The organism is Acetobacter syzygii (assembly GCF_000964225.1).
GTDB lineage: Bacteria > Pseudomonadota > Alphaproteobacteria > Acetobacterales > Acetobacteraceae > Acetobacter > Acetobacter syzygii.
Genome location: NZ_BAMZ01000019.1, coordinates 60,129 through 85,753 on the forward strand (window position 1 = coordinate 60,129; position 25,625 = coordinate 85,753).

The following is a 25,625-nucleotide window of genomic DNA, read 5'->3' on the forward strand; positions in this document are numbered from 1 at the left end:
AAAAATGCTGGTTTTTGGCGCTTTTACGGAGTGGCGTGTATTTCTTAAAAATCCGTAGTCACTCCACCAGACGGCACCAGACACCCCCGGAACGCGAACATGGGGCTTGATACGGGCTAAGCGCTTTCAGTCTTTTTCTATGGTGCACTGCAAGGGATGCTGGTTCTGGCGTGCAAGGTCCATGACCTGCGACACCTTGGTCTCCGCCACCTCGTAGGTAAACACACCACACACACCTACGCCCTTACGGTGGACGTTCAGCATGATGTCTGTCGCTTCTTCCCGGTTTTTCTGAAAAAAGCGTTCAAGCACGTACACCACAAATTCCATGGGCGTATAATCATCGTTAAGCATGAGCACTTTATACATGGCGGGTTTGCGGGTTTTGGGTCTGGCCCGCACCACCACACCAATTTCCGCATCATCCCGATCCGAATCCGTTCCCTCATCACGCCGCGATGGCCCATTGCCTGTATGCAGAACAGGAAAGTGAAACGAGGCCATAGCAACCAAACTCCAGAGACAAGGGGTAAAAAACAAGAGGTGTTCCTTACCACCATATTGGAAAAGCCGAAGTACAATAAAAGGGGGCAACCGGACACAATAATGCCGCTCCACCCCCAACCTGCGGCCCCGTGCCATATTTATGCCATACACTGACACAACATGACACATGGTGATCGGGGTTCTGGCCAACTGGATTCCTTGCGCTGGAATTTCAGTTTTTTGCCGCCATGCTCTTGCGATTCCTAACGGTAGGCGGAATAGTGCTCCATACGGAAGCAGGTGGGGGTAGCAGTGGCAGACAAACCGACTTTACGGCAGATGGCAGAACACGGCAGACCGGTATCTGGCACCAGCATAAAAAAGCCACGTTTACGCCAATGGGCAGCCCTGCTGACCGGGGTCGTGGTCGGCTCTTTGACCACCACCCATTACGCCCATGCACAATATGCCGGGCAGATCAGTTCCATTGTTATGGATGCCAACACCGGTACCGTACTCTCCCAGACCGACCCTGACCTGCGCCGCTACCCTGCCAGCCTGACCAAACTGATGACCCTGTATATGACCTTCAATGCCCTGCGCGCTGGAGCCATATCGCTTAATCAGGCTGTTCCTGTTTCCATCCATGCTTCCACCATGGAACCTTCCAAACTGGGGCTGGTGCCCGGCTCCCGCCTGACGGTTGAGCAGGCTATTCTTGCTCTGGTTACCAAATCTGCCAACGATGCGGCCTGCGCCTTGGGCGAATTGATTGGTGGGGGCAGCGAACCACAGTTTGCAACCATGATGACCCAGCAGGCCCATGCGCTGGGCATGTCCAAAACGCTGTTCCGCAATGCGTCTGGCCTACCAGACCCCGACCAGATGACCACAGCCCGTGATCTGGCTACTCTGGGCCGCCGCCTGATTGCCGATTTCCCTGAATATTACCACTATTTTGCCACGCCAGCTTTCCGCTTCCATGGCCGGTACATTCCCAACCATAACCCCATGCTCAAGGTTTATGCCGGAGCAGATGGTATGAAAACGGGATACACGCAGGAAGCCGGACGCAACCTTGTAACCTCCGCCCTGCGGGACAATGTGCGTCTGGTTGGCGTGGTCATGGGGGCATCCAGCAACACACAGCGTTCTCTGGTTATGGCCAACCAGCTTGACCACGGTTTTGATGCCGAGGGCGTTGCACCAGTTGCCAGACCGCTCATGGTTGCACAGGCTGGCAGCACGCTGCGCCACCGCAGCCACCGTGGCACGCTGATCATGGCTGCTGCCAGCCGCAGACATGCCCCTCTGGAAGTGGCGGAAGCCCCTGCCACGCGCCGCCACCATGCCGCGATTACCCGTGTCAGCCACGGCCACCATTCTGCTGTGATCGGAGCCAAGGTTCATACCATTTCCACCCCTGCCATCCAGCGTGGAGCGGCCCGGCATCGCGCAGCGCATAACCGGACCTAGCATTTTCTAGCCATTTAGGCGGCCCGTTATAACCAAAGCGGGTTGCCTTTGTGGCTTGCACTCTTCATCTTGCTGCTTTCTCAAAAGCACCAACAACGATGAGGAAGTGCAGAATGGCGGGCAGAGGCGGAATCGTTCTCCATACCGAAGAAGACTTCAAAAGCCTGCGGGCAGCGGGCCAACTGGCCGCTGCTACGCTGGACATGATTACGCCTTACGTCAAACCCGGCGTAACCACGGGCGAACTGGACCGTATTATCCACGCCTATACGCTGGAACATGGCGCTACACCGGGCCCGCTAAACTACCGGGGTTACCCCAAATCCTGCTGTATTTCCGTTAATCATGTGGTGTGCCACGGCATTCCCGGTGACCGCCCCCTTGTTGAGGGCGATATTGTGAATATTGATGTGACCCCCAAGCTGAACGGCTGGTTTGGCGATTCCAGCCGGATGTACACAGTGGGCAAGGTTTCCATCAAGGCTGCCAAGCTGATAACCACAACCTACGAAAGCCTGATGCGCGGGATTGAGGTTGTACGCCCCGGCGCGACTTTGGGTGATATTGGTTACGCCATTCAGAGCTACGCGGAAAAACACCGCTACAGCATTGTGGAAGATTTTTGCGGTCACGGCATTGGGCAGGTGTTCCATGCTGAACCGAACATCCTGCACTATGGTCGCCCCGGCGAAGGGATGAAGCTGAAAGCCGGCATGGTGTTTACCATTGAACCCATGCTGAATATCGGCAAAGCTGACGTCAAGATTCTGGACGATGGCTGGACTGCGGTCACACGCGATCGCTCATTGTCCGCGCAGTTTGAACATATGCTGGCAGTAACCCAGACCGGGTATGAAATTTTTACCCGTTCCCCCGCTGGCCTCGACTGCCCCCCCTACCCAACCCAAGGATAAGCTGCATGACAGTCGCCTCCACCACATTCTCCTCCCTTGTTATGCGGCATGTGGTGCTGGCGGCAGTGTGTTTGCAGGTCAGTGGGACGGTATTTGCAGCACAGACCACACCTAATGCCGACCCCTTGGCCTATGGTTCCACCTCGCTCTCCGCCCCACCTGTCGCCACCCCTGTGCCGGGGCAGCATGGCATGGCTGTGTCCGCCCAGAAGCTGGCATCCGATGTTGGTGCCCATATTCTGGCCAAAGGCGGGAATGCAGCAGATGCCGCTGTCGCCATGGGGTATGCGCTGGCAGTCGTGTACCCCGCAGCCGGTAATCTGGGTGGGGGTGGTTTTATGATGCTGCGTCCCCCCGGCCAGTCCTCCATTTTTCTCGACTTCCGGGAAAAAGCCCCTCTTGCAGCCACACCAGACATGTATCTGGACAGCAAGGGCAATGTTATTCCCGATCAATCCGTACTGGGGTGGAAAGCCGTTGCCGTACCCGGTACCGTTGCAGGGTTGGACAGGGTGCTGACCCGATGGGGGCATCTGCCCCGGCAGACCGTTATGGAACCGGCCATTCAACTTGCCCGTGACGGATTTGTGCTGGGAGAAGGAGATGTGGAACTCCTGAACACCTCCACATCTGCGTTCCTTAAAGACCCATATGCCCGCAAAATATTCCTGCGCCCCGATGGCACGCCCCTGCGCCCCGGTGACAGGCTGGTCCAAAAAGATCTGGCGCACTCGCTGGAACTGATTGCACACAAAGGAGCCGATGCTTTTTACAAAGGCCCCATTGCTGCCAGCCTGCTTGCCCAGTCCAAGGCACATGGAGGCATATTGCAGGCAGCGGATTTTGAACGCTACAAACCGCGCGAACTTGCTCCCATAAAATGTTCCTACCGTGGTTTTCTGGTGGAAACAGCGCCGCCACCCAGTGCTGGCGGCATAGCCCTGTGCGAAATGCTGGAAATACTGGCCGGGTATGACATGCACGCCCTTGGCCTGCACTCGGCTCCTGCTCTGCAGCATGAAATTGAAGCCATGCGCCATGCCTATTCCGACCGGCGGAATCTGGGCGACCCGGCTTTTGTCCACAACCCTGTCAGCAGCTTGCTGGACCCTGCCTATATTGCCAGCATTCGTGCGCACACACCTGACAATCACGCTGTGCCTTCAGCCGACCTGCGCGCAGGAGTAGCCGCGCCAGAAAAACAGGAAACCACCCAGTTTTCGGTTATTGACCAGAATGGCTTTGCCATTTCCACCACCTACACACTCAACGGCTGGTTTGGGGCCAAGGTGATGGGGGGGGAGACCGGCATTATGATGAATGACGAGATGGATGATTTTTCCATCAAGCCCGGTGCCCTGAACATGTTTGGCATTCCCGGCAGCAAGGCCAATGCCATAGCACCGGGCAAAACCCCTCTTTCCTCCATGGCACCCACCATTGTCTCGCGCAATGACAGACCGGTTATGGTTATTGGCAGCCCCGGCGGGTCGCGCATTCCCACCATTGTTCTGTCTGTTCTTCTGGGCGTTGTGGATTACGGACTTAACATCCAGCAGGCCATAGACCTGCCACGCCTGCATGAACAGTGGATGCCAGAGACTGTAGAAGTCGAAGAAGGCGCCTTGACCCAACAGGTCCAGCATACTCTTGAGCAGGAGGGGTACAGCTTTGTCCTCCATGCACCTTGGGGAATCCCGGAGGGTATTCTGGTCGGTGGGCCTAGCCTGAACACCAGAGGGTCTGCCCGTTTTTATGGGGGGGCTGACCACCGCCACCCCGGAGGAGCTGCGGTAGGGGAGTAAGCACTCTTCCTACCATTCTCGTTTTTACAGCCGGTCCAGCGCGTGCGTTTTACCCTCCGGGTCCCGCACCTGTTGTGGCCCCAGTATATAATCTGGACCTAGTGGCACCTTGCCGTACCCGCCGGGAATATCCAGCACGTAAATAGGCCATGCCAACCCGGTTACGCGCCCCCGCAGGCCAGCCAGCAGACGTTGCCCCTGCTCTACCGGCACATGAAAATGCGCCGTACCCGGAGCAGGGTCGAGCTGGTGCAGATAGTACGGTCGCATACGGTTTTCCACCATTGTGCGAAACAGGGATTCCAGCGCCTCCTCACTGTCATTCACACCGCGCAACAGAACGGATTGCCCCAGCAGGGGAATGCCACGCCGGACAATGCGGCGCAGGCAGGACCGAGCGGTGGGCGCCATTTCCCGCGCGTGGTTAACATGCACGGCCATCCACATGGCCTTCTCTGTTTCCAGCGCATCCAGCAGGGCATCCGTAACACGCTCAGGTACAGCAACCGGCACACGTGTATGCACCCGTATGGTGGTGATGTGTGGCATGGCCGAAAGAGCCTGAACAATATCCCCCAGCCGACGGGGGGAGAGCATAAGCGGGTCTCCTCCTGTCAGAATCACCTCACGGATCTGCTCATGCGTGCGCAACCAGTCCAGCGCACGGTCCAGTGCCTCCTCATCCAGTACCCCTCCATCTGGTCCCACATGTTCGCGCCTGAAACAGAAACGACAATACAAAGGGCAGACCAGCAAGGGTTTGAGCAGGGCGCGATCCGCATAACGGTGTACAATACCGGGCACGGGGGACAGGGCATCATCCCCGATCGGGTCAGACCGCTCTTCTGGTGCAACCAGAAGTTCCTGTGCCGTTGGGATAACCTGCACACCAATCGGATCGTTCGGGCTTTCCATCAGACTGGCAAAAGCCGGAGGAACCGCCGTAGCATACTGCTGGGCCACGGCCTGCAAATCCGCTCTGCCATCCGGCGGGACCATGCCTGCGGCTATCAGTTCATCTGGAGTGCGCAGCGTTCGGCTGATCGCAAAAGGGGGCTTGACCGGGGAAGACATGTACCGCCTCTACTCTGCCCATGTCTGTGTCTGCAACATCTCATCGTCCCTTTGATGCCCCGGATCCCGAGCATATTCGTGACCGGCTGCCATTTTTAATCCGCCGTAACCTGATCATGCGGGGGGTGCGTGCCTTTTTGGAAGCACAAGGCTGCGTGGAGGTGGAAACCCCCTACGCCGTGCCTACACCGGGGGAAGAGGTGCATCTGCTCCCCTTCCAGACCATGCGGGAAATGCCAGATGGCCAGCAGCATCCGCTGTTCCTGCATACGAGTCCCGAATTTGCCATGAAGCGCCTTGTAGCAGCCACCGGGCTAGCCCTGTTCCAGTTTGCACGTGTCTGGCGCAATGGCGAGTCCAGCGCGACCCATGCGCCCGAATTTACCATGCTGGAATGGTACCAGCCCAATATGACACTCACCGGCCTGATGGATGAGACGGAAAGCCTGCTCAAAACCGTGCTCCCCCCCACCGTGCACCGCAACACCTGCACGCTGGACCTGAGCCAGCCCTTTGAACGCCTGAGCATGGAAGAGGCTTTTCGTCGCCATGCCCGTGTAGACCTGCTGCCAACACAAGGTAACGCGCAGGCCCTTGCCCATGCAGCAGGCTGCTCCCTGCGCGATGGGGAAAACTGGGAGGATCTGTTTTTCCGCTTATTGCTTGAACGAATCGAACCCACCATTGGCCAGACCCGTCCAACATTTTTAACCCACTGGCCTGCCACACAGGCAGCCCTTGCACGCAAAGACCCCACAGATCCACGCGTTGCCCTACGCTTTGAGCTCTACGCTGCCGGTATGGAGCTGGCCAATGCGTTTGAAGAGCTTACAGACCCCACGGAACAACGCACCCGATTTGAGCAAGACAGCGCCGAACGCCGCCAGCTTTACCCGACCCGCCCCACCTGGCCGATAGACGAAAAACTGCTCTCAGCCCTGCCCAACATGCCCCCCTGTTCGGGCATTGCCTTGGGGTTTGACCGGCTGGTCATGCTGGCCACGGGTGCCCCCCGGATACAGGATGTCTTGTGGATACAGGATTAGTCTGCAACATTTAGCCTTAACAGGTGTTTTTTGCTTATCTTCCACCAACAGGATGAATACCGCTGGCGTATTCCATCAGGGGGCAAGTCAGTGCCATGACATACGCAAACAAACTTTTACTGGTCGGGCTTCTGGCCCTTACCGCGTGCCAGGTCCCCAGCGCGCAGGAACGCCGCAGACTCGATTCCATGATCGGGCGGCAAACGGTTGACGTTATCCGGACCTTTGGTGTGCCCACACGCCAGTTTACAACTGGAAACCACACCTTCCTTGCCTACATCACGCAGGAAACCGACTACTCCATGCCCATGGGGGGTGGTTGGGGTTATGGACCCGGCTGGGGTGGTGGCTGGGGCGGCTACGGCGGATGGGGTGGCTGGGGTGGTTACGGCGGAGGCTGGGGTGGTGGCTTTGGCACAGCCTACACCTATAGCTGCCAGACCAACTTTGAACTGGTCAATGATGTGGTCAAAAGTTGGACAATGCGCGGGGACGGCTGCTAAACTGGCCTGACCATGCTGTGCCTTCTGACCCGTATCTGCTGCTCCATGCCATGACTGGTCAGGAGGCGCCCCTGTATTCCCCCCACCCAGACACCATACCTGCGAAAAAATGGTGCATGTTGGTGGGCCGTCCTTTGCTTTTGGCCACCATGGTGGTTGTGAGCGGGTGCGCACAAAGCCCTGCCCGGCAGGACACGTACTTAACCCCTGCCTCCACCTGCGCCGCTATGATGCCCACAGTCTCCGGCACACGCACGTACACCACCGGGCGCAACAGGGGGACCACAGCCAATACCGATCAGACCAGCACTCCAATTGATAGCGCAGTCGCTTACAGCAACCCGCAAACACCTGCGTTCTGTGACCGTCCCTTATCAGACACACTGCGTAGCTCCATAGAACTGGCCGACTACACACACCTGCTGGACACCACGGGTCTGCTCCCCACCTTGCAGCAGGCTGGTCCCTTTACGGTGTTTGCCCTGCCCAACAATGCGCTGGAAACCTACAACCGGCAAACAGGGGGACAACTCCTTAACCCTGTCAACGCCGCACAGGTCCGCACACTCCTGAGCTACACGATTGTACCCGGTAAATGGCCACACAAAGCCCTGCGTGCTGCACTTCAAGCAGCTCCAGCCCATAGGCTGTCCCTGCCAACACTAAACGGAGCGCCGCTGGCAGTTTGGGCGGACCCACAAAGCGAACAGATTATGGTTGGTGCTACCAACGGCCTTAACAGCCAGTTATGGGTGATGGGAATTCCGCAATCCAATGGGGTTTTATATTTTACCCGTGAGTTGCTTCTGCCCCCCACAACCGCGGCAGCATCCGTACCCTAAGGCCCGGAACAGGCAGGCTGAAGGAACCGGGCAGCACCCAAAACCACACGGAACGCCGTTGTGCCAGATTGGAAGCCCGTTAGAGCACCCACGGAGCGGGGTTATCCCACCAGGTCACATCTGGCATGATAAAATCCACATCACACCCAACCAATGCCGTGGCATCCTCCGGTTTTGCAGCCATGGCTACGGCTGGCAACTCCATCATCATACACCACCACTGGGCAAGGGCCTGCACTGTTTGCGTAGCCTCTGCCGTGCCTTGTGGCCCGGGCGAAAAGCAGATGTAATCTGCGCCTTCCTCACCCGCCCGCATGGCGGCATCCCGGCTGCTCCCAACATCAACACCCAGTTGCAGTTCGTCGCCAATCTGGCGGCGTACGTCGCGGACTGATGCGGTTGTGTAGGTGTGAGAAAGATGCACACCATCGCAGTCGGTCTGAGCCGCCAGTTCGGGTGCATTCTCCAGCATCAGGGCGATCCCTTTGTGCTGAACAACTGGTCGAATGGCCGCAATCAGCTCTTGAGCCGCAGCGGGGGTTATCCCTTCTGCCAGACGCAGCAGCAAGGCTGCTGGCTGGCAGAAGGCCAAACGTTGTTCCAGTATGGGCAAAAACGCACCGGCGCGCACGAGCGGAGGCGTAACAAGATAGAGTTCCGACACGCCAGTTATCCTTCCCGCACGATACGCGCCAACACGCCTTAGTTCTTGAAGATGGTAATGATCTGGTCGAGCAGGGCCAGCGCTTCTGCTTTGGGGCGCTGGAACACGTTACGACCGATAATGGAGCCAAAGCCACCACCATCGTGAATGCCCTGAATGGTTGCCAGCAGGTTGTCCGTGCCGGTGTGTTCACCACCAGAGAAAATGACAATCCGGCGGCCACCGAAGCTGGACTGCACAACATGGTTGATACGGGCAGCCAGAGTTGCCACGTCCACCTTGTTCTTTTCATACACAGGTTTGCAGGCATCAAGCGCAACAACATCGGTCGGGGGTTTGACCTTAATGATGTGCGCACCGCACAGGGCGGCCATATGGGCTGCATACGCACAGACATCCACCGCTGTTTCGGCTTTTTTGTCCAGCACCGGACCGCGCGGGTAGCTCCATACGATCACGGCCAGACCTGCGGACTTGGCTTCTGCCGCCAGTTCGCGCAGCTCTTCCATCTGGTCGAAGCAGTATTCGGAACCGGGGTAAATGGTAAAGCCAATACCCGCGCAACCCAAGCGCAGCGCATCGGCCACGGTGCCAGTTACGGCCTGATCTTTTTCGGTGGCAAGGCTGTTGGAGCTGTTGCACTTGAGGATCAGCGGAATTTCACCCGCAAAGGTGGCGGCACCGCATTCCAGCATACCCAGCGGAGCAGCATAACCGCTCAGCCCGGCTTCAATCGCCAGCTGGAAATGGTAGTGCGGGTCATAGGCAGCCGGATTGGCAGCAAAAGAGCGGGCTGGACCATGCTCGAACCCCTGATCGACCGGCAGAATGACCATTTTGCCAGTTCCACCCAGCTTGCCCGCATTGAGCAGGCGGGCCAGATTCGTCTTGGTACCGGGGTTATCGCTCTCATACTGGTTGAGAATAGCCTTAACCTTCGGGGTAAGCGTCATATGGAACAGTCCTTCTTTTGCCTTGTGTCCGGCACATTATTTTCCGGATGCTGGTGTTGGCAATAACCGTGGGCGAAATACCCGACAAGAGACGATATGCCACTTAGCGGCATGATAAAGTTAAATGATGATGGACGTTGGGGCAGAAGTTCCGCTTTTTGCTGTGCATACAGGGCGCTAACTGCCTCATATTGTGGGTTTTGTGGGCGTAGAATGGCAGCTTGCTGCCCACAACGCAACGCCATGAGCGCACCCGCCGGGCTGCTGCCGCAATCAAGCACATGCACAAAAGTCCGGCTGGCCGATTCTGCAAGCGCGCTGACCAATGCCTGCCACCAGCCAACCCCCATAAATGCCACAGCCCCCTGGGGGGAGAGCAGGCCAACGCACCCGGCATACCCAGCCTGATCCGCTACCTGCAAAGCCATGCGTGCGCCAGCAAGGTCATGCACACACACATACCGGATAGACGCGGAAGAATATGAGAAAAGTGGCCTGTTTTCCGTGAGCATGCTTGACGCAATCGCTTTTGCGGGTGATTCCTTACCCTAAGAGAAGGGAAAAAGAATGCAGGATCAAGCCGTGGAGCCGCACTCACCCCAAGGCAACAGCTATGCCAGCGCATCCGCACGCGCAGGATCGGCGGAAGATTCCATCACCCGTCTGGACCGCGCATTGCAGCGCATTTCCTTTGCTCTTGATAAAAAGCAGCAAAAACAGCACCTCACCAGCACACACCAGCAGGAGCTGCTGGCCAATATTGATGCGCTGATCATGCGTGTACGCGACGCTCTGGAGCAAACCGCGCAGGACACCCCCGGCCATAACCCGCTCCCGCCCCGGCATGAGGAAGAGAACTGACCCATGGCGCTTGTTTCCGTTCATATTAACGGCCACAGCTATACTGTAGGATGCGAGAACGGGCAGGAACGCCACGTTCAGGCCATGGCTCATCAGGTTGAACGCCGCGTGCAGCAGGTCCGCAATCTGGGTTTTAGTGGCGAAACCCGCGTACTGGTACTGGCCGCCCTGCTTATGGCGGACGAAATTCAGGATCTCTCCGGTAACCGCGTGCCCGAGACCACAGCACTGGCCGCACAGGATGCAGAACGCTTGCGGGCGGAACTGGCCCTGACCAACAATCGACTGGCTGATCTGGCCGACACTGCGGAATCTCTTGCAGCGGAGATAGAGCGCGCCTACATAGGAGAGGCGGGGCTGCCCGACGCGTGAGGCAAGTCATCCCCTGGGCCGATAAGCACTTCCTAGGGAGCTGGCTCTGTTGTGGCCCTGGTCACATTACCCGGTGCCCACCTGCACTAGCAGGTCCTGGAGGTTGAAAGACCCACGGTCCATGGTGGCTCCGCACACTCCTCCTCCATGCAATGATCCGCCTGACGTTGCTGCGCGCAAAAAAGACCTACGGGTCCACTGCATGGCAGCACTCAGAGCGCGTGAGGTCACGCGTGATCAGGGCATTATCCATAATCTTGAGCGCCTGCTCCACCGCAGCGCTGGTCCAGTAGCCTGCGTGTGGCCACTCCCGCACGAGGTGGACCTGCGCCCGCTTTGCCATAAGCTGGCAGAGTGGGGCATTCAGGTTGCCCTACCGCAAACACCACCACGCGGTACTCCGCTGGTTTTCAGGCAATGGCACCCCGGATCAACCATGCTGACCGGTCGCTTTGGCACCCATTACCCTGATGGGCCAGTTATGGAACCAGATCTTGTGCTCGTCCCGCTGTTAGGTTTTGACCGCGCAGGTCACCGGCTTGGGTATGGCGGTGGCTATTACGACCGCACCCTGGCTGCCCTGCCCCACGCCACCAGTATAGGCTATGCTCCCTCCACGCAGGAGGTCGGGCACCTGCCCTGTGGCCCTTATGACCAGCCCCTGAGCTGTATTGTAACCGAAAAGGAGGTTATCCGCTTTGACTGATCCACAAGTGCGCACAGACCGAAAGACAAGCGCGTGAGAATTCTGTTTCTGGGCGATATTGTCGGTCGCACCGGGCGCGATGGTGTGCTCTCCCGCCTGAGCGACCTGCGCGCACGTCTGGCGCTGGACCTTGTGGTGGTCAACGCGGAAAACGCAAGCCACGGTTTTGGGCTTTCCCCCGCCATTGCCACATCGCTCCTGGAAAGTGGCGTGGATGTGCTTACACTGGGCAACCATGCATGGGACCGCCGTGACCTGATCGGGCATATTGATGGGGAACCCCGTATTATCCGCCCCCTCAACTACCCTCCGGCCACCCCCGGTCAAGGCAGTGTGGTGGTGGCTCTGGCCGATGGCCGCAAGGCGCTGGTGGTCAATGTTATGGGGCGGTTGTTCATGGACCCGCTCGATGACCCCTTCCGCTGCATGAACGAACTGCTGACCAAACATCGCATGGGGGCTACGGTCCATGCCATAGTCGTGGATATTCATGCGGAAGCCACAAGCGAAAAATGGGCCTTTGGCCATATGCTGGATGGTCGCGTCTCCCTTGTTGTGGGGACTCACACCCATACTCCGACCGCTGACCACCGCATTCTGGCTGCGGGAACAGCCTTCCAGACCGATGCCGGGATGTGCGGGGATTATGACAGCGTGATCGGCATGACGAAGGAACCGGCAGTTGCTCGCTTTGTGCGCAAAATGCCCGGCGAACGGCTCCAGCCCTCCGAAGGAGAAGCCACGATCTGCGGGATTATGGTAGAAACGGATGATGCAACCGGCCTTGCCCGCCGGGTAGCCCCCCTGCGGCAGGGCGGGCTGCTTGCCCAGACCCTGCCTGATTTCTAATCGTTCTGGGCGTTAAATGCCTGTACGGCAACCCGTGTGGCCTCGGTCAGCGGGTGCGGCAGGGCATTGAGGGCAAACCATCCCAGACCATTATGTTTGTGGGGTTCGCACAACCGGGGTTCTCCACGCACCGCTGCAACCCTGTAAACGGGCGCAACCCAGTGCGTACCTGCTGCACGGTCGATCTGGTCCACCACACACAGCAGCGGACCGGCCTCCAGTTCCAGCCCCACTTCTTCCCGCACTTCCCGCATGGCAGCCTGTGCAACGGTTTCAAACGGATCGACCTTCCCTCCGGGTAAGCCCCAGCAACCGGCCTCGGGTGCTTTAACCCGCCGTATGAGCAGCAAAAACCCATCCCGCAGAATAAAGGCGCCACACCCCACAGCGGGCTGCATAATTACCAGACCAGCCTTTGCACAGCCGCAACAGGGCGCAGACCAGCCGCATTGGCTTCTGCCGTAGCCAGTGCCATATCATCCCCGATCATTTCCTGATGGATACCACCCAGAATCCACAGGCTATCCACACCAACAGCCGCAGCACCTTTAATATCGGTCCCCAGTGCATCCCCGATTGCCAGAATGCGTGAATGCGGCACACCCAGCATATCGAACACGGGCTGATACACACCGGGGTAAGGCTTGCCGATCCATCGGACATCTCCCCCCTGCTCGGCATAAAATGCCGCCAGAGCACCCGCACAGATCTGCCGGTGCCCCCCTTTGACCACCACCCGGTCGGGGTTGGCACAGATCATGGGAAGGTTACGGGCAAGGCAGGCGCGCAGTTCAGGCAGGTAAGGGTCCAGTGTGGCAACACCACGCTCCAGATCCGGGCCTGTGTTCATAACAAAATCGGCCATGCCCACATCGGTTACACGCTGGATGTTCAGACCCTCGTACAATCCCAGGTCATGCACACCACCAATATGCAGCACTTTGCTGCCAAGGCGCGCAAACCATGGGTCGGTCTTCGCCTGCATCTGGCGGTGTGTTTCCTGCCCACTGGTCATGACCCCATTATAAAGCGCACGGCTGACGCCAAACGCTTCCAGCTGGGTTGCGACCACTTCGGCCGGACGGGGCGCGTTGGACAACATGACCACCCGCTTGCCTGCCTTATGCAAAGCCTGCAGGCACTCTATGGCACCGGGGTATGGGCGCACGCCATCATGCACTGTGCCCCACAGGTCAATAATGTAACCATCATACTGGCTGGCCAGTGCTTCCAGCCCGGCCACCTGTGGCAACGTCCAATTTGAAGAGGTGCTCACAAATCCACTCCACGCACATCATCCAGCGTTTCCACACCTTCTGCTCGCATAATCTGGAGCATCTCACGCTTTAACCGTGCAACCAGAGCCGGTCCTTCGTAAGCAAAGGCACTATAAACCTGCACCAGATCGGCCCCAAGGCGGATACGGGTCAGAATATCCTGCCCGCTTTCAATCCCCCCGCAGGAGACAAGTGCCAGACGGCCAGCAACAAGGGTGGCCACAAGCCGCAGCATTTCGGTTGAACGGGTTGCCAGCGGACGGCCAGACAGGCCACCAGCCTCCCCTTTATACGGGCTACGCAACGTAGCAGGGCGGGCCAGCGTGGTATTGTTAATAATCAGCCCCTGTGCGCCACCAGCGACCGCTGCCTCCACAATCGGAGGAAGGGCATCATCTTCCAGGTCCGGCGCAAGCTTGACCAGCAGGGGGGGGCGCTCCGGGTGGCGGGCAGCTATGGCGTCCAGAATACCCTTAAGCCTTGCCGCATCCTGCAACCCCCGCAAACCGGGTGTGTTGGGGGAGGATACGTTGAGCACAATATAATTCACATACGGCTTAACCCGCGCCACAAGTGCCGGGTAATCGCGCTCGGGGTCTGCGCCTGTCTTGTTAATGCCGATGTTGGCACCCACCGGCACCCCTGCGCCACCGGCACGGCCAGATGGCAGGGGGCGGCTGAGGCGGGCAAGGCGCACGGCAAACCGGTCAATCCCCTGATTGTTAAAGCCCATACGGTTGATAACCGCCCGGTCCTCCACCAGCCGGAACAGGCGCGGCTTGGGGTTGCCCGATTGCGGGCGCGGGGTCACGGTCCCTGCTTCCACAAAACCAAAGCCCAGACGCGCCAATGGGCGCAGGACGCGGGCGTCCTTATCAAACCCTGCGGCAATGCCGATCGGGTTGGAGAACCGCATACCCAGAGCGCGGGTGGCAAGTGCCGGGTCATCCGCAGGGCGTTTGAAGGGAACGGAAATGCCCAACATAAGGGCATCTATGGCAAGCTTATGCGCTTGTTCGGGATCAAGCTTGCGCACAAGCGGGAGGGAAAGGGATGCGAGCAAAGACATGGATTTTTAGTGCCTCAAGCTGCCCCCCAAGGAAAGAGAAAAAACCACGCACGTGAGCACACGGTTTTAGCGCAAAGTTTTACTTGCAACTAAGACTGATTCTCATTTAATGCTCTCTTATGACCGATAGCAAGGGAGGGAGGCTCCGCCTCCGGATCACGTCATGCAGCACACACCCGTTTACCTCACCGATCTTGCCGCCAGCGAACGCCTGACCCTGTGGACCATCCGCCGCCTTGCCGGGGCACCCCCGCCCTGTGGGGCCGCACCCGGTGCATCGGGCAGCCTGTTCCTCCCCTGCTTTCGGCAGGAGTTTATGGCGGTTTCCCAAGCTTTTCAGGATGCATTGACCGATATGGCAGCGCACGAAATGCCCGCACTGGACATTTGTGCAGGCAGCACACTGGCCGTAACGGAAACCGAGTATAATCTGCTCCTTGCCACGGAAGCTGCGCAAAATGAGCGGGAAACAGACATGCAGGCTCTGCTTAGCCCCCTGCTCCCCTTTGCGCGCCTGCGCCAACGCATGATGGCAGCCCTGACCACTCTGGGCGCCTGTCTGGCGGGGGCTGGCTACTGGCTCTCGCACCATGCAGCACGCCCCTTGCAACAGCCCGTTGCCCTGACAGGCATGAGCCGCGCCGCCTACCCTGCAACCGCCGCCCTTTCGGTCGCACGCTGGCATGATCTGGATATGAGCATTGCTCATTCATGGCGGTATGCGCCCGCGCGCCGCAGTTATACCCCCCATACGGCAGGTTAGTGGAGTCGCCCCCCCATACTCCACAAGGGGTCAGGACCGTAGTGTGTGCATGCTCAGCCTTTGCCCGAAGCACGGGCAAGCGCTTGGTAGCGCGAACAGACCTGGTCGCGACCATATTACAATAATTGTTCTCTTTACGTTCCATTATGGCGATATTCATGCCATAAGGGTTGGGCAATGCCTACGCCCGTCCGCCGCATTATTCATATCGACATGGACGCATTCTATGCCTCAGTCGAACAACGCGACAATCCGGCCCTTAAAGGGCGGCCGGTTGCTGTAGGCCATTGCCAGGAGCGGGGTGTTGTTGCCGCTGCCAGCTACGAAGCCCGCCCCTATGGCGTCCGCTCCGCCATGCCTTCCCTTATTGCCCAACGCAAATGCCCCGATCTGGTATTTGTTCCACCACGTTTTGAGGCATACAGAGCTGTATCTGCCCAGATACATGCCATTTTTGCCCGCTATACATCGCTTATACAGCCTCTCTCGCTTGATGAGGCTTATCTGGACATTACCCACCCCCTGCTCCGCCGTGCATCTGCTACAGCCATTGCAGAAGAAATCCGCGCCAGTATTTTTGAACAAACCAGACTGACAGCCTCGGCCGGGGTCTCCTACAACAAATTTCTGGCCAAACTCGCATCCGATCACCGTAAGCCTAATGGATTATTTGTTATTCCACCCGGTCAGGGTGAGAGCTTTGTTGCGCCTCTGCCGGTTGGCACGTTCCACGGCGTTGGCCCGGCAACGGCACGGCGAATGAACGCTCTGGGCATCCATACCGGCGCAGACCTGCGCGCCTGCCCGCTGGATATTCTTAAGCACCATTTTGGCAAGGCCGCCGCATTTTACCACGGCATTGCCCATGGGGTTGATAACCGACCGGTTGAAGCCAATCGCCCACGCAAATCCTTGGGGAAAGAAACCACCTTTATAGAAGACCTCCATACGGAGGCCGATCTTGTACACGCCATGACCTCACTGGCAGCGCAGGTCTGGACAAGCTGCCAGAAGCGCGAACTCAGCGGGCGGACGGTGACGCTCAAACTCCGTCATTCGGATTTTACCCAACTGACCCGCAGTCAGTCGTTCACGGACCCTGTAGGAGATGAGGCAACCCTGCTCAAAGCCGGTGTGCGCCTGTTATCCCCTTTGCTCCCCCTTGCCAAACCTGTTCGCCTTTTGGGTTTGTCCCTGACCGGGCTGGTTTTGCCCGGACAGGCCGAGGGAGCACGCCAACTTTCCCTACTGCCGTAAAGAATTGATATACAAAATATGGATGAATGCAGGAATTCCACAAAGTCATTCACAGAAAATGTTTTGATACCGAAATATACAAAAAGTAAATAACCAGAAACACCGCACAAAACAGACCAAAAATCCTAGCTTAAACGGTAAAATGCCGATCACACTCCGTTGTGGATACAGTCATTTTATAGGTGTTACATCTTTACACCCGCAACAATTCGGGGCAACCGATACGGCTCCATTACAAAAGACTGTATTGCGTAAGGCTGGCTGAATGACTGCGTCCTCCCCCGTATCCTCCCAAACCGGCTCCGCGAGCACGGGCAAAACGCCAGAAGGGTACCATCGGGGGTTAGGTAAACGGCAAATTCAGATGATCTCTCTGGGTGGTGCCATTGGCACGGGGTTGTTCCTCGGTGCTGGCGGTCGGTTGCAGGCTGTTGGGCCATCTTTGGCGCTGGTGTATCTGGTCTGCGGCATTTTTGCATTTCTGATGCTCCGCGCCTTGGGCGAGCTGGCAATGTACCGCCCCTCCAGTGGGAGTTTTGTCTCCTACGCACAGGAATTCCTGGGGCCACGCGCATCGTACGTAGCAGGGTGCATGTCTTTCTTTAACTGGGGGGTCACTGGCATTGTGGATATTTCAGCCGTGGCCATGTACATGCACTTCTGGCCCAGTTTTGCGGCAGTTCCTCAGTGGGTTTTTGCCCTTATGGCGCTGCTGCTTGTCACAGGTATGAACCTGACTGGCGTTAAATGGTTTGGAGAGCTGGAGTTCTGGCTTTCCCTGATCAAGGTTGTTGCCCTTGGGGGTTTTCTGGTTCTGGCCGTTATTGTGCTGGCCATGCGTATACCAGTGGATGGACACACCACCGGCCTGCACCTTGTAACCGAAAATGGCGGCCTGTTCCCACACGGTTTTGTACCTGCTCTTGTGCTTATTCAGGGCGTGGTTTTTGCCTATGCGAGCATTGAGTTAATTGGCACGGCTGCGGGTGAATGTCATGATGTGCGGAGCGTGCTGCCACAAGCCATTAACAACGTCATCTGGCGTATTGCCATTTTTTACGTTGGCACCATTACCCTGCTGGTTCTGCTGTTACCATGGACATCCTATCAGGCCGGTATCAGCCCGTTTGTAACATTTTTTTCCAAACTGGGCGTGCCGGGGATTGATAGCATCATGAACATTGTGGTGCTGACGGCTGCACTCTCCAGTCTCAATTCTGGCTTGTACTCCACAGGCCGGGTGCTGCGCGCCCTTGCACTGGACGGATCTGCCCCGCGTTATCTGACCGCAATGAACGACAAATCCGTTCCCTACACAGCCATTTTAAGCACTGTTGCCATTTATCTGGTTGGTGTGGTGCTGAACTATTATCTGCCCAGCAAGATTTTTGAAATCATGCTCAGTATGGCTGCTCTTGGTATTCTCAGCACATGGGCATTTATTGTTCTGTGCCAGATGCAACTGCGCAAAAAAATCCGTAATGGGGAAATAGCACCCACTGGTTTTCCCATGCCCGGTGCTCCCTTTACCTCATGGATGACACTGGCTTTTTTTGCAGGTGTGATCGGATTAATGGCATTTGATTACCCCATAGGGTCCTTTACAATTGCCGCAATCCCTCTGCTGGTCATTGTGCTGGCACTTGGGTGGCGCATCCTGCGGAACACACCCGCACACACCCCTGTGCCCCAGACCGTGCCGTCAATCGTGCTGACAGAAGACCTGATTGATGCACAGCCCCCCACCCAGATGAATAACCGCTAATGCAAACCATGCCGCGCCCTTGTGCCATATCTGGAAAACTTGCAAATATGTACAAGAACTTATGGGTGTTTATGAGCATCCCTGCATTACTCTCCATGCCCATGGCTGCCCATGCGGCAGACACAAGCACGGACGAGACCAGCAGCACGCAAGTATTACAAAACTCAAAACCCCAGTGGTACACAGGGTCTCTTGTCTCTCCCTCAGGGGCTATGACGCAAAAAGGCATGTTTGCGTGGGAGCCATACATGACCTACAGCCAGCCTGTGGGATACCTCAATAGTAATGGCAGTAGTGGACCACTCCACCCACGGCAAAAAGCGGTTAGCAATTTTACGCTTTATAAATACTCCATTACGGATTCAATCAGTATTCAGCTTACGCCTGTTATCAGCTATCGCTGGAAAAAAGGGGATAACACCAGCAGTGGTCTCAAATTTGGTGACCTGCCTGTGGACCTGATGTGGCGTTACGTAGATGCAGACCCAAAACGTTATATTCCAGCACTCAGCCTTTTTGCCGGAATGGCTTTTCCAACAGGCGATTATAACAAACTGGGCAGAGCACAGGACGGGGTTGGCGCAGGGGCTTATACCTTCCGTCTGGCCTTGACCGAACAGTCGACTTACACGTTACCCGGGCAGCATGAACTACGCCTGCGTGTATGGAGCACCTTCCGCCGTGCCGTTACCACCGCCCATCTGCACGATGTCACCAGCTATGGCACCACATCCGGCTTTAAAGGCCGTGCCCAGCCTGGAATGTATGGCGAAAGCGGGTTTTCTTTGGAATTTGCTATCAATCAGAGATGGGTTCTGGCACTGGATCTGGCGCGAGACTGGGCCAATGGTGCGCATTTGCGCGGTTCAAACGCCGGAAAAAAAATAGATACCATTGCTGCATCCTCTGGCGACTGGCAGATCGCACCGGCCATTGAATACAACTGGTCCCCCCAGTTTGGGGTTATTGCTGGTGTGTCCACCTATTTTGCAGGGCACAACACCGGCTTTGATGTTTCGCCGCAGGTCGCTTTTAACAGCGTTTTCTAACCCCATGGCCATAAAAAACATGGGTGGCGGAAAATAGAATTTCCGCCACCCATACACAGTTTTTTAACAGCTATCCTTTATTACAGGGCCGGTGCAGGGCCTTTAACAATGGAGGCCAGATCATCCGGCCGGATCCACTGGCGGAAGGCTGCCTGCACATCTGCACCCGTTGCATTATAATATGCCTGCGCACCACGGTCCGCATTATCCAGCGGCAAACCAAGTTCACTCAGGTGCAAATACTGCGCGGCAATGCGATCCAGACTGGCACGCGCAAGCGGCAGGCTGCGCAACAGTGATGCCTTGGCCAAAGCCAGTTCATCATCCGATGGCGGAGCCGACTGCATGGCCTTTATATCGCGCACGGCAGCAGCCTGCGCCTTGCCCACCTTATCCGGGTCTGCACCGTAATTGACCGTGTACATGCCGCGCGTACGCCCCCACTCGAACGCACTCCCCACGGTATAAACATATCCGGTTTTAACACGCAGGTCGCGGTACAGGCGGGATGAGAACAGACCACCACCCAGCACCTCGTTCCCCAACTGGAGCATAAAATGGTCAGGATGTGCGGCTGTTAGCCCCAGCGTTTCGGCCAGAACTACCTCATCCTGCACGCTGCTCTTATCTGGCACCTGTGCGTGGGATGCCTTGCTCAAAGGAACGGCAGGCAGGTCAATGTTGGGTTTTGCGCCTTCGGCTTTCCACCCACCAAATGCCTGTTCCAAAACTGCCTGTGCTTTTTCCGGGCTAATATCACCCGTAACCACAATTGTGGTCAGGTCCGGCCGCCAGACTTTTTTGTAATACGCCAGAACATCATCATGCGTTACGCTCATAATGGATTGTGGCGTAGCTTCCCGCAGGGTGGGGTCTTTGGGTGGCAGCACAGCCATTTTTATTGCCCGGCTGAACAGATGGTCGGGCGAGAGCAGCTCGCCTGCCTGTGCCTGAGCCGTCTGCTGGCGTACGACCTGAAAATCCTTTTCCGCGAATGCCGGATGCAGCTCATTGTCGGCCAGAAGAGCAACACCTTTGGCAAAGTCGGGTGTCAGAACCTGCAAGGAAAAGGAACTTCCCGCACTCTCCCATGCCGGAATGTCGTCCAGCGCCTTCTGGAAGGCCAGCCGGTCATAATGCGTGGTCCCGTAGGAGAACAGGGCTTCGGTTACATCATTCACACCATCCTTGCCTTCTGGCTGCTGCAAGGAGGGTGTCTGCCGGACCTGCCCGCTTACCTGAATGGTATGGCTGACATGGGAGGGCCAGACAATAAGCTGAATACCATTAGACAGGGTACTTACGTACGGCTGGGATAAAAGCTCGGGTTTATCGAGCTTGAGCAACGCTTTTTCCGCCCAGTCTGGGAGTTTGACGGGTTTATCCGGAGACGATGCAAAAGATTCTGCCCCCCCAAAACCTTTGCCGGAAACGGGGTTGCCCGAACTTTCTGGCGTCAGCACGGCAGATACAGCATGGGCGGGGTTCAAAAGGGTTGCCGCCAGCCTGTTAACCGCTTCTGGCGTAACAGCCTGATAGGCAGCCACCAGATCGCCCGGTGCATCCAGCCCCTGAAAAGCAAGAGCCGTAGACCATGTGGACGCAAGACCGCTTACCGAATTGGCAGCAAACTGCATTTGCGCAATCTCGCGCCGTTTGGCGGCTTCCACCAGATCAGCCGGAACACCATTCTTGCGAATACCCTCCAGCACACCCCGTATATCGGCCATGGCTTTTGTCGCATCCCCTCCTTTGGGGAAAGCCGCCAAAGCCAGCCCAAAGCCAGCCTCCTTTTTGGGGGCATATTCAAACCCGGCAAACAGGGCCTTGCCCTGTGGCACAAGGCCATACAAGGCTCCCCGCTGGCTGGAAAGCACATCGGACAGAATATCGGCCGTAGCAAAATCCGCAGAGGAAGAGCCAGGCATTGGGAACGCAAGCGTTGCAAAACCGACTGGATAATCCGTTGCCAGCGTAAGCGTTTTGGCCGGTGGGGGAACGGGAGCAACCTTATGCCGTGCAGGCAATGTTTTACGTGGAACAGACCCGAATGTATCTTCCACCAGTTGCAAGGTGGTCACCGGGTTTACATCCCCAACAATCACCAGAACGGCGTTATTGGGTCCGTACCATTTTTCATAAAATGCACGCAGGTCGGCTGCCGTTGTTTTATCAAAGGACGGGCGTGTGCCCAGTGCATCATGCTCGTAGGGTGTTCCGGCAAACAGAATGGCCTGCAACTGTTCCAGATAACGGTAAGCCGGGCTGGACAGATCGCGCGAGACTTCCTGCTCGATCGCGCCACGTTCCTTGTTCCAGTCTGCTTCCGAAAGGGTTAGTCCGTTCATGCGGAGCGCTTCGATTTTTAACAGTACGGGCAAATCCTGTGCCTGTGCCGTGTAAAAATACTGCGTTACGTCTTCCGTTGTATCCGCATTATAACTGCCGCCAAGGCGTGTACCCACAGCAGCAAGCTGATCCTTGTCCAACCCCTTGCTGCCCCGGAACATCATATGTTCCAACGCATGTGCCGTACCGGGAAAACCCTTTGGCACTTCAGCAGAACCAACCAGATAATTGATTTCCGTTGTAACCACCGGTGCCAGCTTGTTCGGTACGATGACAACCTTGAGACCATTGGGCAAAGTCGCCCTGACCACCTGAGCACTACTAAGCGAAGGTGGCACCAGCACGGACGGCATGGACGGAGATGCAACCTGTGCAGACGCACCAAGAGGAGACAGGGCACTCCCACACAGAGCAACCCCCACAACCAATGCAGCGGCCCTTGCGCGGGAAATGGTAGCTTTACGAAAAATCATGAAAAATCCTGTGTTGGGTTAAAACAGCAAGGAAAAAGCACCTAATAGCCCATGCTGGGCAAAGGTAGTTTTTTGGCCAGAGCAGAAAGCTTGTGCCGCCGGAGTTCGGAGCGGGCCTTGGCATCCTCGGTCATGTAATTCAGCTGAATGGTATAGCGCGACCCCACAAACTGCTTGTGCCCATGCCATGTGGTGGGGCCATTGGGGAAGATCAGCAACGTACCATCTACAGGCTGCACCTCCTTGGCGTAATCCTCAATATCGTGTGGGCTACGGAGCAGGCGCAGGCAGCCCTCCTGTTTTTCCCACCCCGGGCCAGCCGGATTCAGGTAAAGCAGAATGGTCACGCGCTTGGCCAGAGAGTCGGTGTGAATACGACCATCCTTTTCCCGCGTGCGGCCCCGGATGGTCAGCATGGATGGAGCGCCCTGCAGGTCCAGTCCCAGCTTTTGCGCAATAATCTGCCGCAGTTCGGGGCCTTCCATCTCCTGCACCAACGACTGGACAAGAGGGGACAGTTTAAGTGACTGTGGTGGAAACGAACCACCAGAACCAATATGGGGCAGACTGGCAAACAGCCCTGGCAAATCATCCTTGCGAATAAAGTGCGGCACCATAATGTGTGTGTACGGCTCCGCACAGACGGGCGCTTGCAACAAGGCCTCGTAATCGGGCCGGATGGTGGATTCTGACGTGGTCATACCCTGTTGTCCGCAAAAGTGAACCTGTTAACCGCTGAAACGGTAGAAGGGTTGCGCAGCATAAACAAGAGCAGGGCATCAACCCCGCCTTTTACCGCGCCCTTTGCCGGGTTTGGGCTCGTAGCCGCCGCCACCCGGCCCCAATGGACGTGGCACCTGCTCCTTGCCGGTTTTGCGCCCACCTGCCCGCTGCCCCGCCTTGGAGGTGGGCGTTGGCGGCACGTCCAGCCCAAGCTGGAGAGCCTCCAGCCTTTTAATTTCATCCCGCAGGCGGCCTGCTGTTTCAAACTCCAGTTCGGCAGCGGCATCACGCATCCGCTTTTCCAGCCCGGCAATGGTGGCTTGCAGGTCCTGCCCCACAAATTCGGCCACCCCGGTATCGTCATCTGGTGCTACAGTCACATAGTCCTGCTCAAACACAGAGCCTACAATATCGCCAATCTGTTTGCGCACGCTCTGTGGTGTAATACCGTGCGCCTCGTTCCATGCCATCTGCTTTTCCCTGCGGCGTGCGGTTTCTTCCACCGCATAGGTCAGGGAGTCGGTCATTTTGTCTGCATAAAGCAGCACGCGCCCATCCACATTACGCGCAGCACGGCCAATGGTCTGGATGAGCGATGTGCGTGACCGCAAAAAGCCTTCTTTATCCGCATCCAAAATAGCTACCAGCGAACATTCAGGAATATCCAGCCCTTCGCGGAGCAGGTTAATGCCAATCAGCACATCAAACGCCCCCATGCGCAGGTCGCGGATAATCTCGATCCGTTCGAGCGTATCCACATCGGAATGGAGATAACGCACCCGAATACCGGCCTCGTTCATATAATCCGTCAGATCTTCGGCCATACGCTTGGTCAGGGTTGTAACCAGCACGCGGCTGCCTTTTGCTATGGTCTCCCGGCATTCTGCCAGCAGATCATCAACCTGATGTTCTACAGGGCGGATAATGGTAACAGGGTCGATCAGGCCCGTGGGGCGAATGACCTGCTCGGCAAAAACACCCCCCGTGCGTTCCATTTCCCACGGGCCGGGTGTGGCACTGACAAATATGGTCTGGGGTCGGAACTTGTCCCACTCCGCAAAATTAAGCGGACGGTTATCCAGACAGGATGGCAACCGAAAGCCGAAGTCAGACAAAATGGACTTACGGGCAAAGTCTCCCCGCTCCATCCCCCCGATCTGAGGCACGGTTACGTGGCTTTCATCCACAATCAGCAATGCATCTTCTGGCAGATATTCAAACAGGGTTGGCGGCGGGTCCCCGGGTTTGCGACCGGATAAATAGCGGGAATAATTCTCAATTCCCTTGCATACCCCTGTTGTTTCCATCATTTCCAAATCAAACGTAGTGCGCTGGTCCAACCTCTCGGCCTCCAGCAGTTTGCCTGCGTTTGTAAACTGGTCCAGACGTGTACGCAGCTCATGCTTGATCCCCTTGATCGCCTGATTAAGGGTCGGACGCGGCGTAACGTAGTGGCTGTTGGCGTAAATAGTTATTTCCTGCAGATCGGCAGTTTTATCACCCGTTAGTGGGTCAAACTCGGTAATACCATCGACCTCATCGCCAAAAAGCGAGACACGCCAAGCCCTGTCTTCATTCTGCACGGGAAAAATATCAATCGTTTCCCCCCTCACGCGGAAGGTGCCGCGTGCAAAAGCCGCATCGTTCCGGCGGTATTGCAGTTCAACCAGACTTTTAATCAGCTTATCCCGGTCAATTTCTCCCCCCAGTTCCAGCTTGACCACCATGCGGGAGTAGGTTTCCACCGATCCGATACCGTAAATACACGAGACAGATGCAACAATAATAACATCGTTCCGCTCCAGCAAAGCCTGCGTGGCAGCATGGCGCATACGGTCAATCTGCTCGTTAATCTGGCTATCTTTTTCAATATAGGTATCAGACCGGGGGACATACGCTTCGGGCTGATAATAGTCGTAGTAACTGACAAAATATTCGACTGCATTATTGGGGAAAAATTGCTTCATCTCCCCATATAACTGCGCGGCCAATGTTTTGTTGGGGGCCAGAATAAGTGTTGGCTTCTGGGTGGCTTCTATAACCTTGGCCATACTGAATGTTTTACCAGACCCGGTCACACCCAGAAGAACCTGATCGCGCTCATTGGCCTCCACCCCGGCCACAAGTTCCTTGATCGCCTGCGGCTGATCCCCCGCTGGCTCATACTCGGAGACAACCTCCATCCTACGCAGGCGCGGACGGGGCGACTGGCGGTCTGGTTCAAACGTGACTGGTGGCAGGCTAGCCGCCCGCTCGCTCAGAGAAGGCCGTTTTTTGCCACGTAAGGCAGAGGACGACGCTGCGGAAGAAGAAGATGCACCCATACCCAACAAGATGGGCAAGTCTGCG

General features: G+C 56.9%; 24 protein-coding genes, 1 other RNA gene and 1 pseudogene. 15 read left to right on the forward strand and 11 right to left on the reverse strand.

The genetic code is table 11. From position 1 onward, the window contains the following. Positions 1-126 precede the first annotated feature (126 nt). Positions 127-504 carry an ATP-dependent Clp protease adapter ClpS gene (gene clpS, locus Absy_RS07765; protein WP_048854229.1) on the reverse strand — a complete coding sequence of 126 codons (378 nt, stop codon included), beginning with the start codon at positions 502-504 and terminating at the stop codon, positions 127-129. Positions 505-825: 321 nt separating this feature from the next. On the opposite strand from clpS, the gene Absy_RS07770 reads away from it, so the two are divergent. The 3 genes from Absy_RS07770 (at position 826) to ggt (ending at position 4,681) form a co-directional block, all read left to right on the forward strand. After that, positions 826-1,962 (forward strand): D-alanyl-D-alanine carboxypeptidase family protein, encoded by a 1,137-nt coding sequence (locus Absy_RS07770; RefSeq protein ID WP_048854171.1) that lies wholly within the window; start codon positions 826-828, stop codon positions 1,960-1,962. 113 nt (positions 1,963-2,075) lie between these two features. After that, complete coding sequence (gene map / locus Absy_RS07775; RefSeq protein ID WP_048854172.1) at positions 2,076-2,876, forward strand: type I methionyl aminopeptidase; 801 nt, start codon at positions 2,076-2,078, stop codon at positions 2,874-2,876. 41 nt (positions 2,877-2,917) lie between these two features. After that, positions 2,918-4,681, forward strand: coding sequence for a gamma-glutamyltransferase (gene ggt / locus Absy_RS07780; protein ID WP_095351168.1), 1,764 nt, complete (start codon positions 2,918-2,920; stop codon positions 4,679-4,681). Between the two features lie 24 nt (positions 4,682-4,705). On the opposite strand, the gene Absy_RS07785 is transcribed toward ggt, so the two are convergent. Further along, positions 4,706-5,755 carry a lysine-2,3-aminomutase-like protein gene (locus Absy_RS07785; RefSeq protein ID WP_048854174.1) on the reverse strand — a complete coding sequence of 350 codons (1,050 nt, stop codon included), beginning with the start codon at positions 5,753-5,755 and terminating at the stop codon, positions 4,706-4,708. A 20-nt stretch (positions 5,756-5,775) separates the two neighbouring features. Here Absy_RS07785 and epmA point away from each other — a divergent pair, with 20 nt between their 5' ends. The 3 genes from epmA to Absy_RS07800 all read left to right on the forward strand — a co-directional run bounded on the left by epmA (position 5,776) and on the right by Absy_RS07800 (position 8,146). Beyond that, the gene (gene epmA, locus Absy_RS07790; protein ID WP_048854175.1) at positions 5,776-6,801 is read left to right on the forward strand and encodes an EF-P lysine aminoacylase EpmA; all 1,026 of its coding nucleotides are present in this window, start codon (positions 5,776-5,778) and stop codon (positions 6,799-6,801) included. A 95-nt stretch (positions 6,802-6,896) separates the two neighbouring features. Further along, entirely contained in the window at positions 6,897-7,304 is a 408-nt protein-coding gene (locus tag Absy_RS07795; protein WP_048854176.1) for a hypothetical protein, read from the forward strand. Between the two features lie 17 nt (positions 7,305-7,321). Beyond that, positions 7,322-8,146 (forward strand): fasciclin domain-containing protein, encoded by an 825-nt coding sequence (locus Absy_RS07800; protein WP_186807906.1) that lies wholly within the window; start codon positions 7,322-7,324, stop codon positions 8,144-8,146. 79 nt (positions 8,147-8,225) lie between these two features. Here the strand turns inward: Absy_RS07800 and Absy_RS07805 are convergent, their stop codons facing one another. Genes Absy_RS07805 through Absy_RS07815 form a run of 3 tightly spaced genes read right to left on the reverse strand, consistent with a single transcriptional unit; the run spans position 8,226 to position 10,275 of the window. Then, positions 8,226-8,810 (reverse strand): thiamine phosphate synthase, encoded by a 585-nt coding sequence (locus Absy_RS07805; RefSeq protein ID WP_048854177.1) that lies wholly within the window; start codon positions 8,808-8,810, stop codon positions 8,226-8,228. A gap of 38 nt (positions 8,811-8,848) precedes the next feature. Further along, positions 8,849-9,763, reverse strand: a complete 915-nt coding sequence (locus Absy_RS07810; protein WP_048854178.1) for a class I fructose-bisphosphate aldolase — start codon at positions 9,761-9,763, stop codon at positions 8,849-8,851. Next, the gene (locus Absy_RS07815; protein ID WP_052945728.1) at positions 9,760-10,275 is read right to left on the reverse strand and encodes a hypothetical protein; all 516 of its coding nucleotides are present in this window, start codon (positions 10,273-10,275) and stop codon (positions 9,760-9,762) included. Before Absy_RS07815 ends, Absy_RS07810 begins: the two co-directional genes overlap by 4 nt. 55 nt (positions 10,276-10,330) lie before the next feature. On the opposite strand from Absy_RS07815, the gene Absy_RS07820 reads away from it, so the two are divergent. The 5 genes and pseudogenes from Absy_RS07820 (at position 10,331) to Absy_RS07840 (ending at position 12,551) form a co-directional block, all read left to right on the forward strand. Beyond that, positions 10,331-10,624 carry a hypothetical protein gene (locus Absy_RS07820; RefSeq protein ID WP_048854179.1) on the forward strand — a complete coding sequence of 98 codons (294 nt, stop codon included), beginning with the start codon at positions 10,331-10,333 and terminating at the stop codon, positions 10,622-10,624. A gap of 3 nt (positions 10,625-10,627) precedes the next feature. Then, a pseudogene (locus Absy_RS07825) lies at positions 10,628-10,828 on the forward strand (cell division protein ZapA); the annotation flags it as partial. 147 nt (positions 10,829-10,975) lie between these two features. After that, positions 10,976-11,131, forward strand: a non-coding RNA gene (gene ssrS / locus Absy_RS07830) — 6S RNA. Further along, entirely contained in the window at positions 11,118-11,702 is a 585-nt protein-coding gene (locus tag Absy_RS07835) for a 5-formyltetrahydrofolate cyclo-ligase (protein ID WP_048854181.1), read from the forward strand. The genes ssrS and Absy_RS07835 overlap by 14 nt, the downstream gene beginning before the upstream one ends. Before the next feature lie 33 nt (positions 11,703-11,735). Further along, positions 11,736-12,551, forward strand: a complete 816-nt coding sequence (locus Absy_RS07840; protein WP_048854182.1) for a TIGR00282 family metallophosphoesterase — start codon at positions 11,736-11,738, stop codon at positions 12,549-12,551. On the opposite strand, the gene Absy_RS07845 is transcribed toward Absy_RS07840, so the two are convergent. Genes Absy_RS07845 through Absy_RS07855 form a run of 3 tightly spaced genes read right to left on the reverse strand, consistent with a single transcriptional unit; the run spans position 12,548 to position 14,897 of the window. Beyond that, positions 12,548-12,949, reverse strand: a complete 402-nt coding sequence (locus Absy_RS07845; protein WP_048854183.1) for an NUDIX hydrolase — start codon at positions 12,947-12,949, stop codon at positions 12,548-12,550. The genes Absy_RS07840 and Absy_RS07845 overlap by 4 nt on opposite strands. A 2-nt stretch (positions 12,950-12,951) precedes the next feature. Continuing rightward, entirely contained in the window at positions 12,952-13,827 is an 876-nt protein-coding gene (locus Absy_RS07850; protein ID WP_371861715.1) for a TIGR01459 family HAD-type hydrolase, read from the reverse strand. Further along, positions 13,824-14,897: a quinone-dependent dihydroorotate dehydrogenase gene (locus tag Absy_RS07855; RefSeq protein ID WP_048854185.1), complete on the reverse strand. Its 1,074-nt coding sequence runs from the start codon at positions 14,895-14,897 to the stop codon at positions 13,824-13,826. Before Absy_RS07855 ends, Absy_RS07850 begins: the two co-directional genes overlap by 4 nt. 163 nt (positions 14,898-15,060) lie before the next feature. Between Absy_RS07855 and Absy_RS07860 the strand changes: the two genes are divergently transcribed. The 4 genes from Absy_RS07860 (at position 15,061) to Absy_RS07875 (ending at position 19,731) form a co-directional block, all read left to right on the forward strand. Continuing rightward, on the forward strand, positions 15,061-15,660 hold the full coding sequence (locus Absy_RS07860) for a hypothetical protein (protein ID WP_048854186.1): 600 nt from the start codon (positions 15,061-15,063) through the stop codon (positions 15,658-15,660). 177 nt (positions 15,661-15,837) lie between these two features. Next, positions 15,838-16,917 carry a DNA polymerase IV gene (gene dinB / locus Absy_RS07865; protein WP_048854187.1) on the forward strand — a complete coding sequence of 360 codons (1,080 nt, stop codon included), beginning with the start codon at positions 15,838-15,840 and terminating at the stop codon, positions 16,915-16,917. Positions 16,918-17,182: 265 nt separating this feature from the next. Continuing rightward, positions 17,183-18,682 (forward strand): amino acid permease, encoded by a 1,500-nt coding sequence (locus Absy_RS07870; protein WP_048854188.1) that lies wholly within the window; start codon positions 17,183-17,185, stop codon positions 18,680-18,682. A 47-nt stretch (positions 18,683-18,729) separates the two neighbouring features. Further along, a complete protein-coding gene (locus tag Absy_RS07875) occupies positions 18,730-19,731 on the forward strand; it encodes a hypothetical protein (protein WP_048854232.1) in 1,002 nt (333 codons plus the stop codon). Between the two features lie 80 nt (positions 19,732-19,811). Here the strand turns inward: Absy_RS07875 and Absy_RS07880 are convergent, their stop codons facing one another. The 3 genes from Absy_RS07880 to uvrB form a co-directional block, all read right to left on the reverse strand. After that, positions 19,812-22,553: a M16 family metallopeptidase gene (locus tag Absy_RS07880; protein ID WP_048854189.1), complete on the reverse strand. Its 2,742-nt coding sequence runs from the start codon at positions 22,551-22,553 to the stop codon at positions 19,812-19,814. A gap of 41 nt (positions 22,554-22,594) precedes the next feature. Further along, positions 22,595-23,254: a 2OG-Fe(II) oxygenase gene (locus tag Absy_RS07885; protein WP_048854190.1), complete on the reverse strand. Its 660-nt coding sequence runs from the start codon at positions 23,252-23,254 to the stop codon at positions 22,595-22,597. A 78-nt stretch (positions 23,255-23,332) separates the two neighbouring features. Then, positions 23,333-25,600 (reverse strand): excinuclease ABC subunit UvrB, encoded by a 2,268-nt coding sequence (uvrB, locus tag Absy_RS07890; protein WP_048854191.1) that lies wholly within the window; start codon positions 25,598-25,600, stop codon positions 23,333-23,335. Positions 25,601-25,625 lie beyond the last annotated feature (25 nt).

Bases quoted from the DNA above. Each gene is read 5' to 3' on its own strand.
- clpS (WP_048854229.1), bottom strand. From the start codon at position 504: ATGGCCTCGTTTCACTTTCCTGTTCTGCATACAGGCAATGGGCCATCG.
- Absy_RS07770 (WP_048854171.1), top strand. From the start codon at position 826: ATGGCAGAACACGGCAGACCGGTATCTGGCACCAGCATAAAAAAGCCA.
- map (WP_048854172.1), top strand. From the start codon at position 2,076: ATGGCGGGCAGAGGCGGAATCGTTCTCCATACCGAAGAAGACTTCAAA.
- ggt (WP_095351168.1), top strand. From the start codon at position 2,918: ATGCGGCATGTGGTGCTGGCGGCAGTGTGTTTGCAGGTCAGTGGGACG.
- Absy_RS07785 (WP_048854174.1), bottom strand. From the start codon at position 5,755: ATGTCTTCCCCGGTCAAGCCCCCTTTTGCGATCAGCCGAACGCTGCGC.
- epmA (WP_048854175.1), top strand. From the start codon at position 5,776: ATGTCTGTGTCTGCAACATCTCATCGTCCCTTTGATGCCCCGGATCCC.
- Absy_RS07795 (WP_048854176.1), top strand. From the start codon at position 6,897: ATGACATACGCAAACAAACTTTTACTGGTCGGGCTTCTGGCCCTTACC.
- Absy_RS07810 (WP_048854178.1), bottom strand. From the start codon at position 9,763: ATGACGCTTACCCCGAAGGTTAAGGCTATTCTCAACCAGTATGAGAGC.
- Absy_RS07815 (WP_052945728.1), bottom strand. From the start codon at position 10,275: ATGCTCACGGAAAACAGGCCACTTTTCTCATATTCTTCCGCGTCTATC.
- Absy_RS07820 (WP_048854179.1), top strand. From the start codon at position 10,331: ATGCAGGATCAAGCCGTGGAGCCGCACTCACCCCAAGGCAACAGCTAT.
- Absy_RS07835 (WP_048854181.1), top strand. From the start codon at position 11,118: ATGGTGGCTCCGCACACTCCTCCTCCATGCAATGATCCGCCTGACGTT.
- Absy_RS07845 (WP_048854183.1), bottom strand. From the start codon at position 12,949: ATGCAGCCCGCTGTGGGGTGTGGCGCCTTTATTCTGCGGGATGGGTTT.
- Absy_RS07855 (WP_048854185.1), bottom strand. From the start codon at position 14,897: ATGTCTTTGCTCGCATCCCTTTCCCTCCCGCTTGTGCGCAAGCTTGAT.
- Absy_RS07860 (WP_048854186.1), top strand. From the start codon at position 15,061: ATGCAGCACACACCCGTTTACCTCACCGATCTTGCCGCCAGCGAACGC.
- dinB (WP_048854187.1), top strand. From the start codon at position 15,838: ATGCCTACGCCCGTCCGCCGCATTATTCATATCGACATGGACGCATTC.
- Absy_RS07870 (WP_048854188.1), top strand. From the start codon at position 17,183: ATGACTGCGTCCTCCCCCGTATCCTCCCAAACCGGCTCCGCGAGCACG.
- Absy_RS07875 (WP_048854232.1), top strand. From the start codon at position 18,730: ATGTACAAGAACTTATGGGTGTTTATGAGCATCCCTGCATTACTCTCC.
- Absy_RS07880 (WP_048854189.1), bottom strand. From the start codon at position 22,553: ATGATTTTTCGTAAAGCTACCATTTCCCGCGCAAGGGCCGCTGCATTG.
- Absy_RS07885 (WP_048854190.1), bottom strand. From the start codon at position 23,254: ATGACCACGTCAGAATCCACCATCCGGCCCGATTACGAGGCCTTGTTG.
- uvrB (WP_048854191.1), bottom strand. From the start codon at position 25,600: ATGGGTGCATCTTCTTCTTCCGCAGCGTCGTCCTCTGCCTTACGTGGC.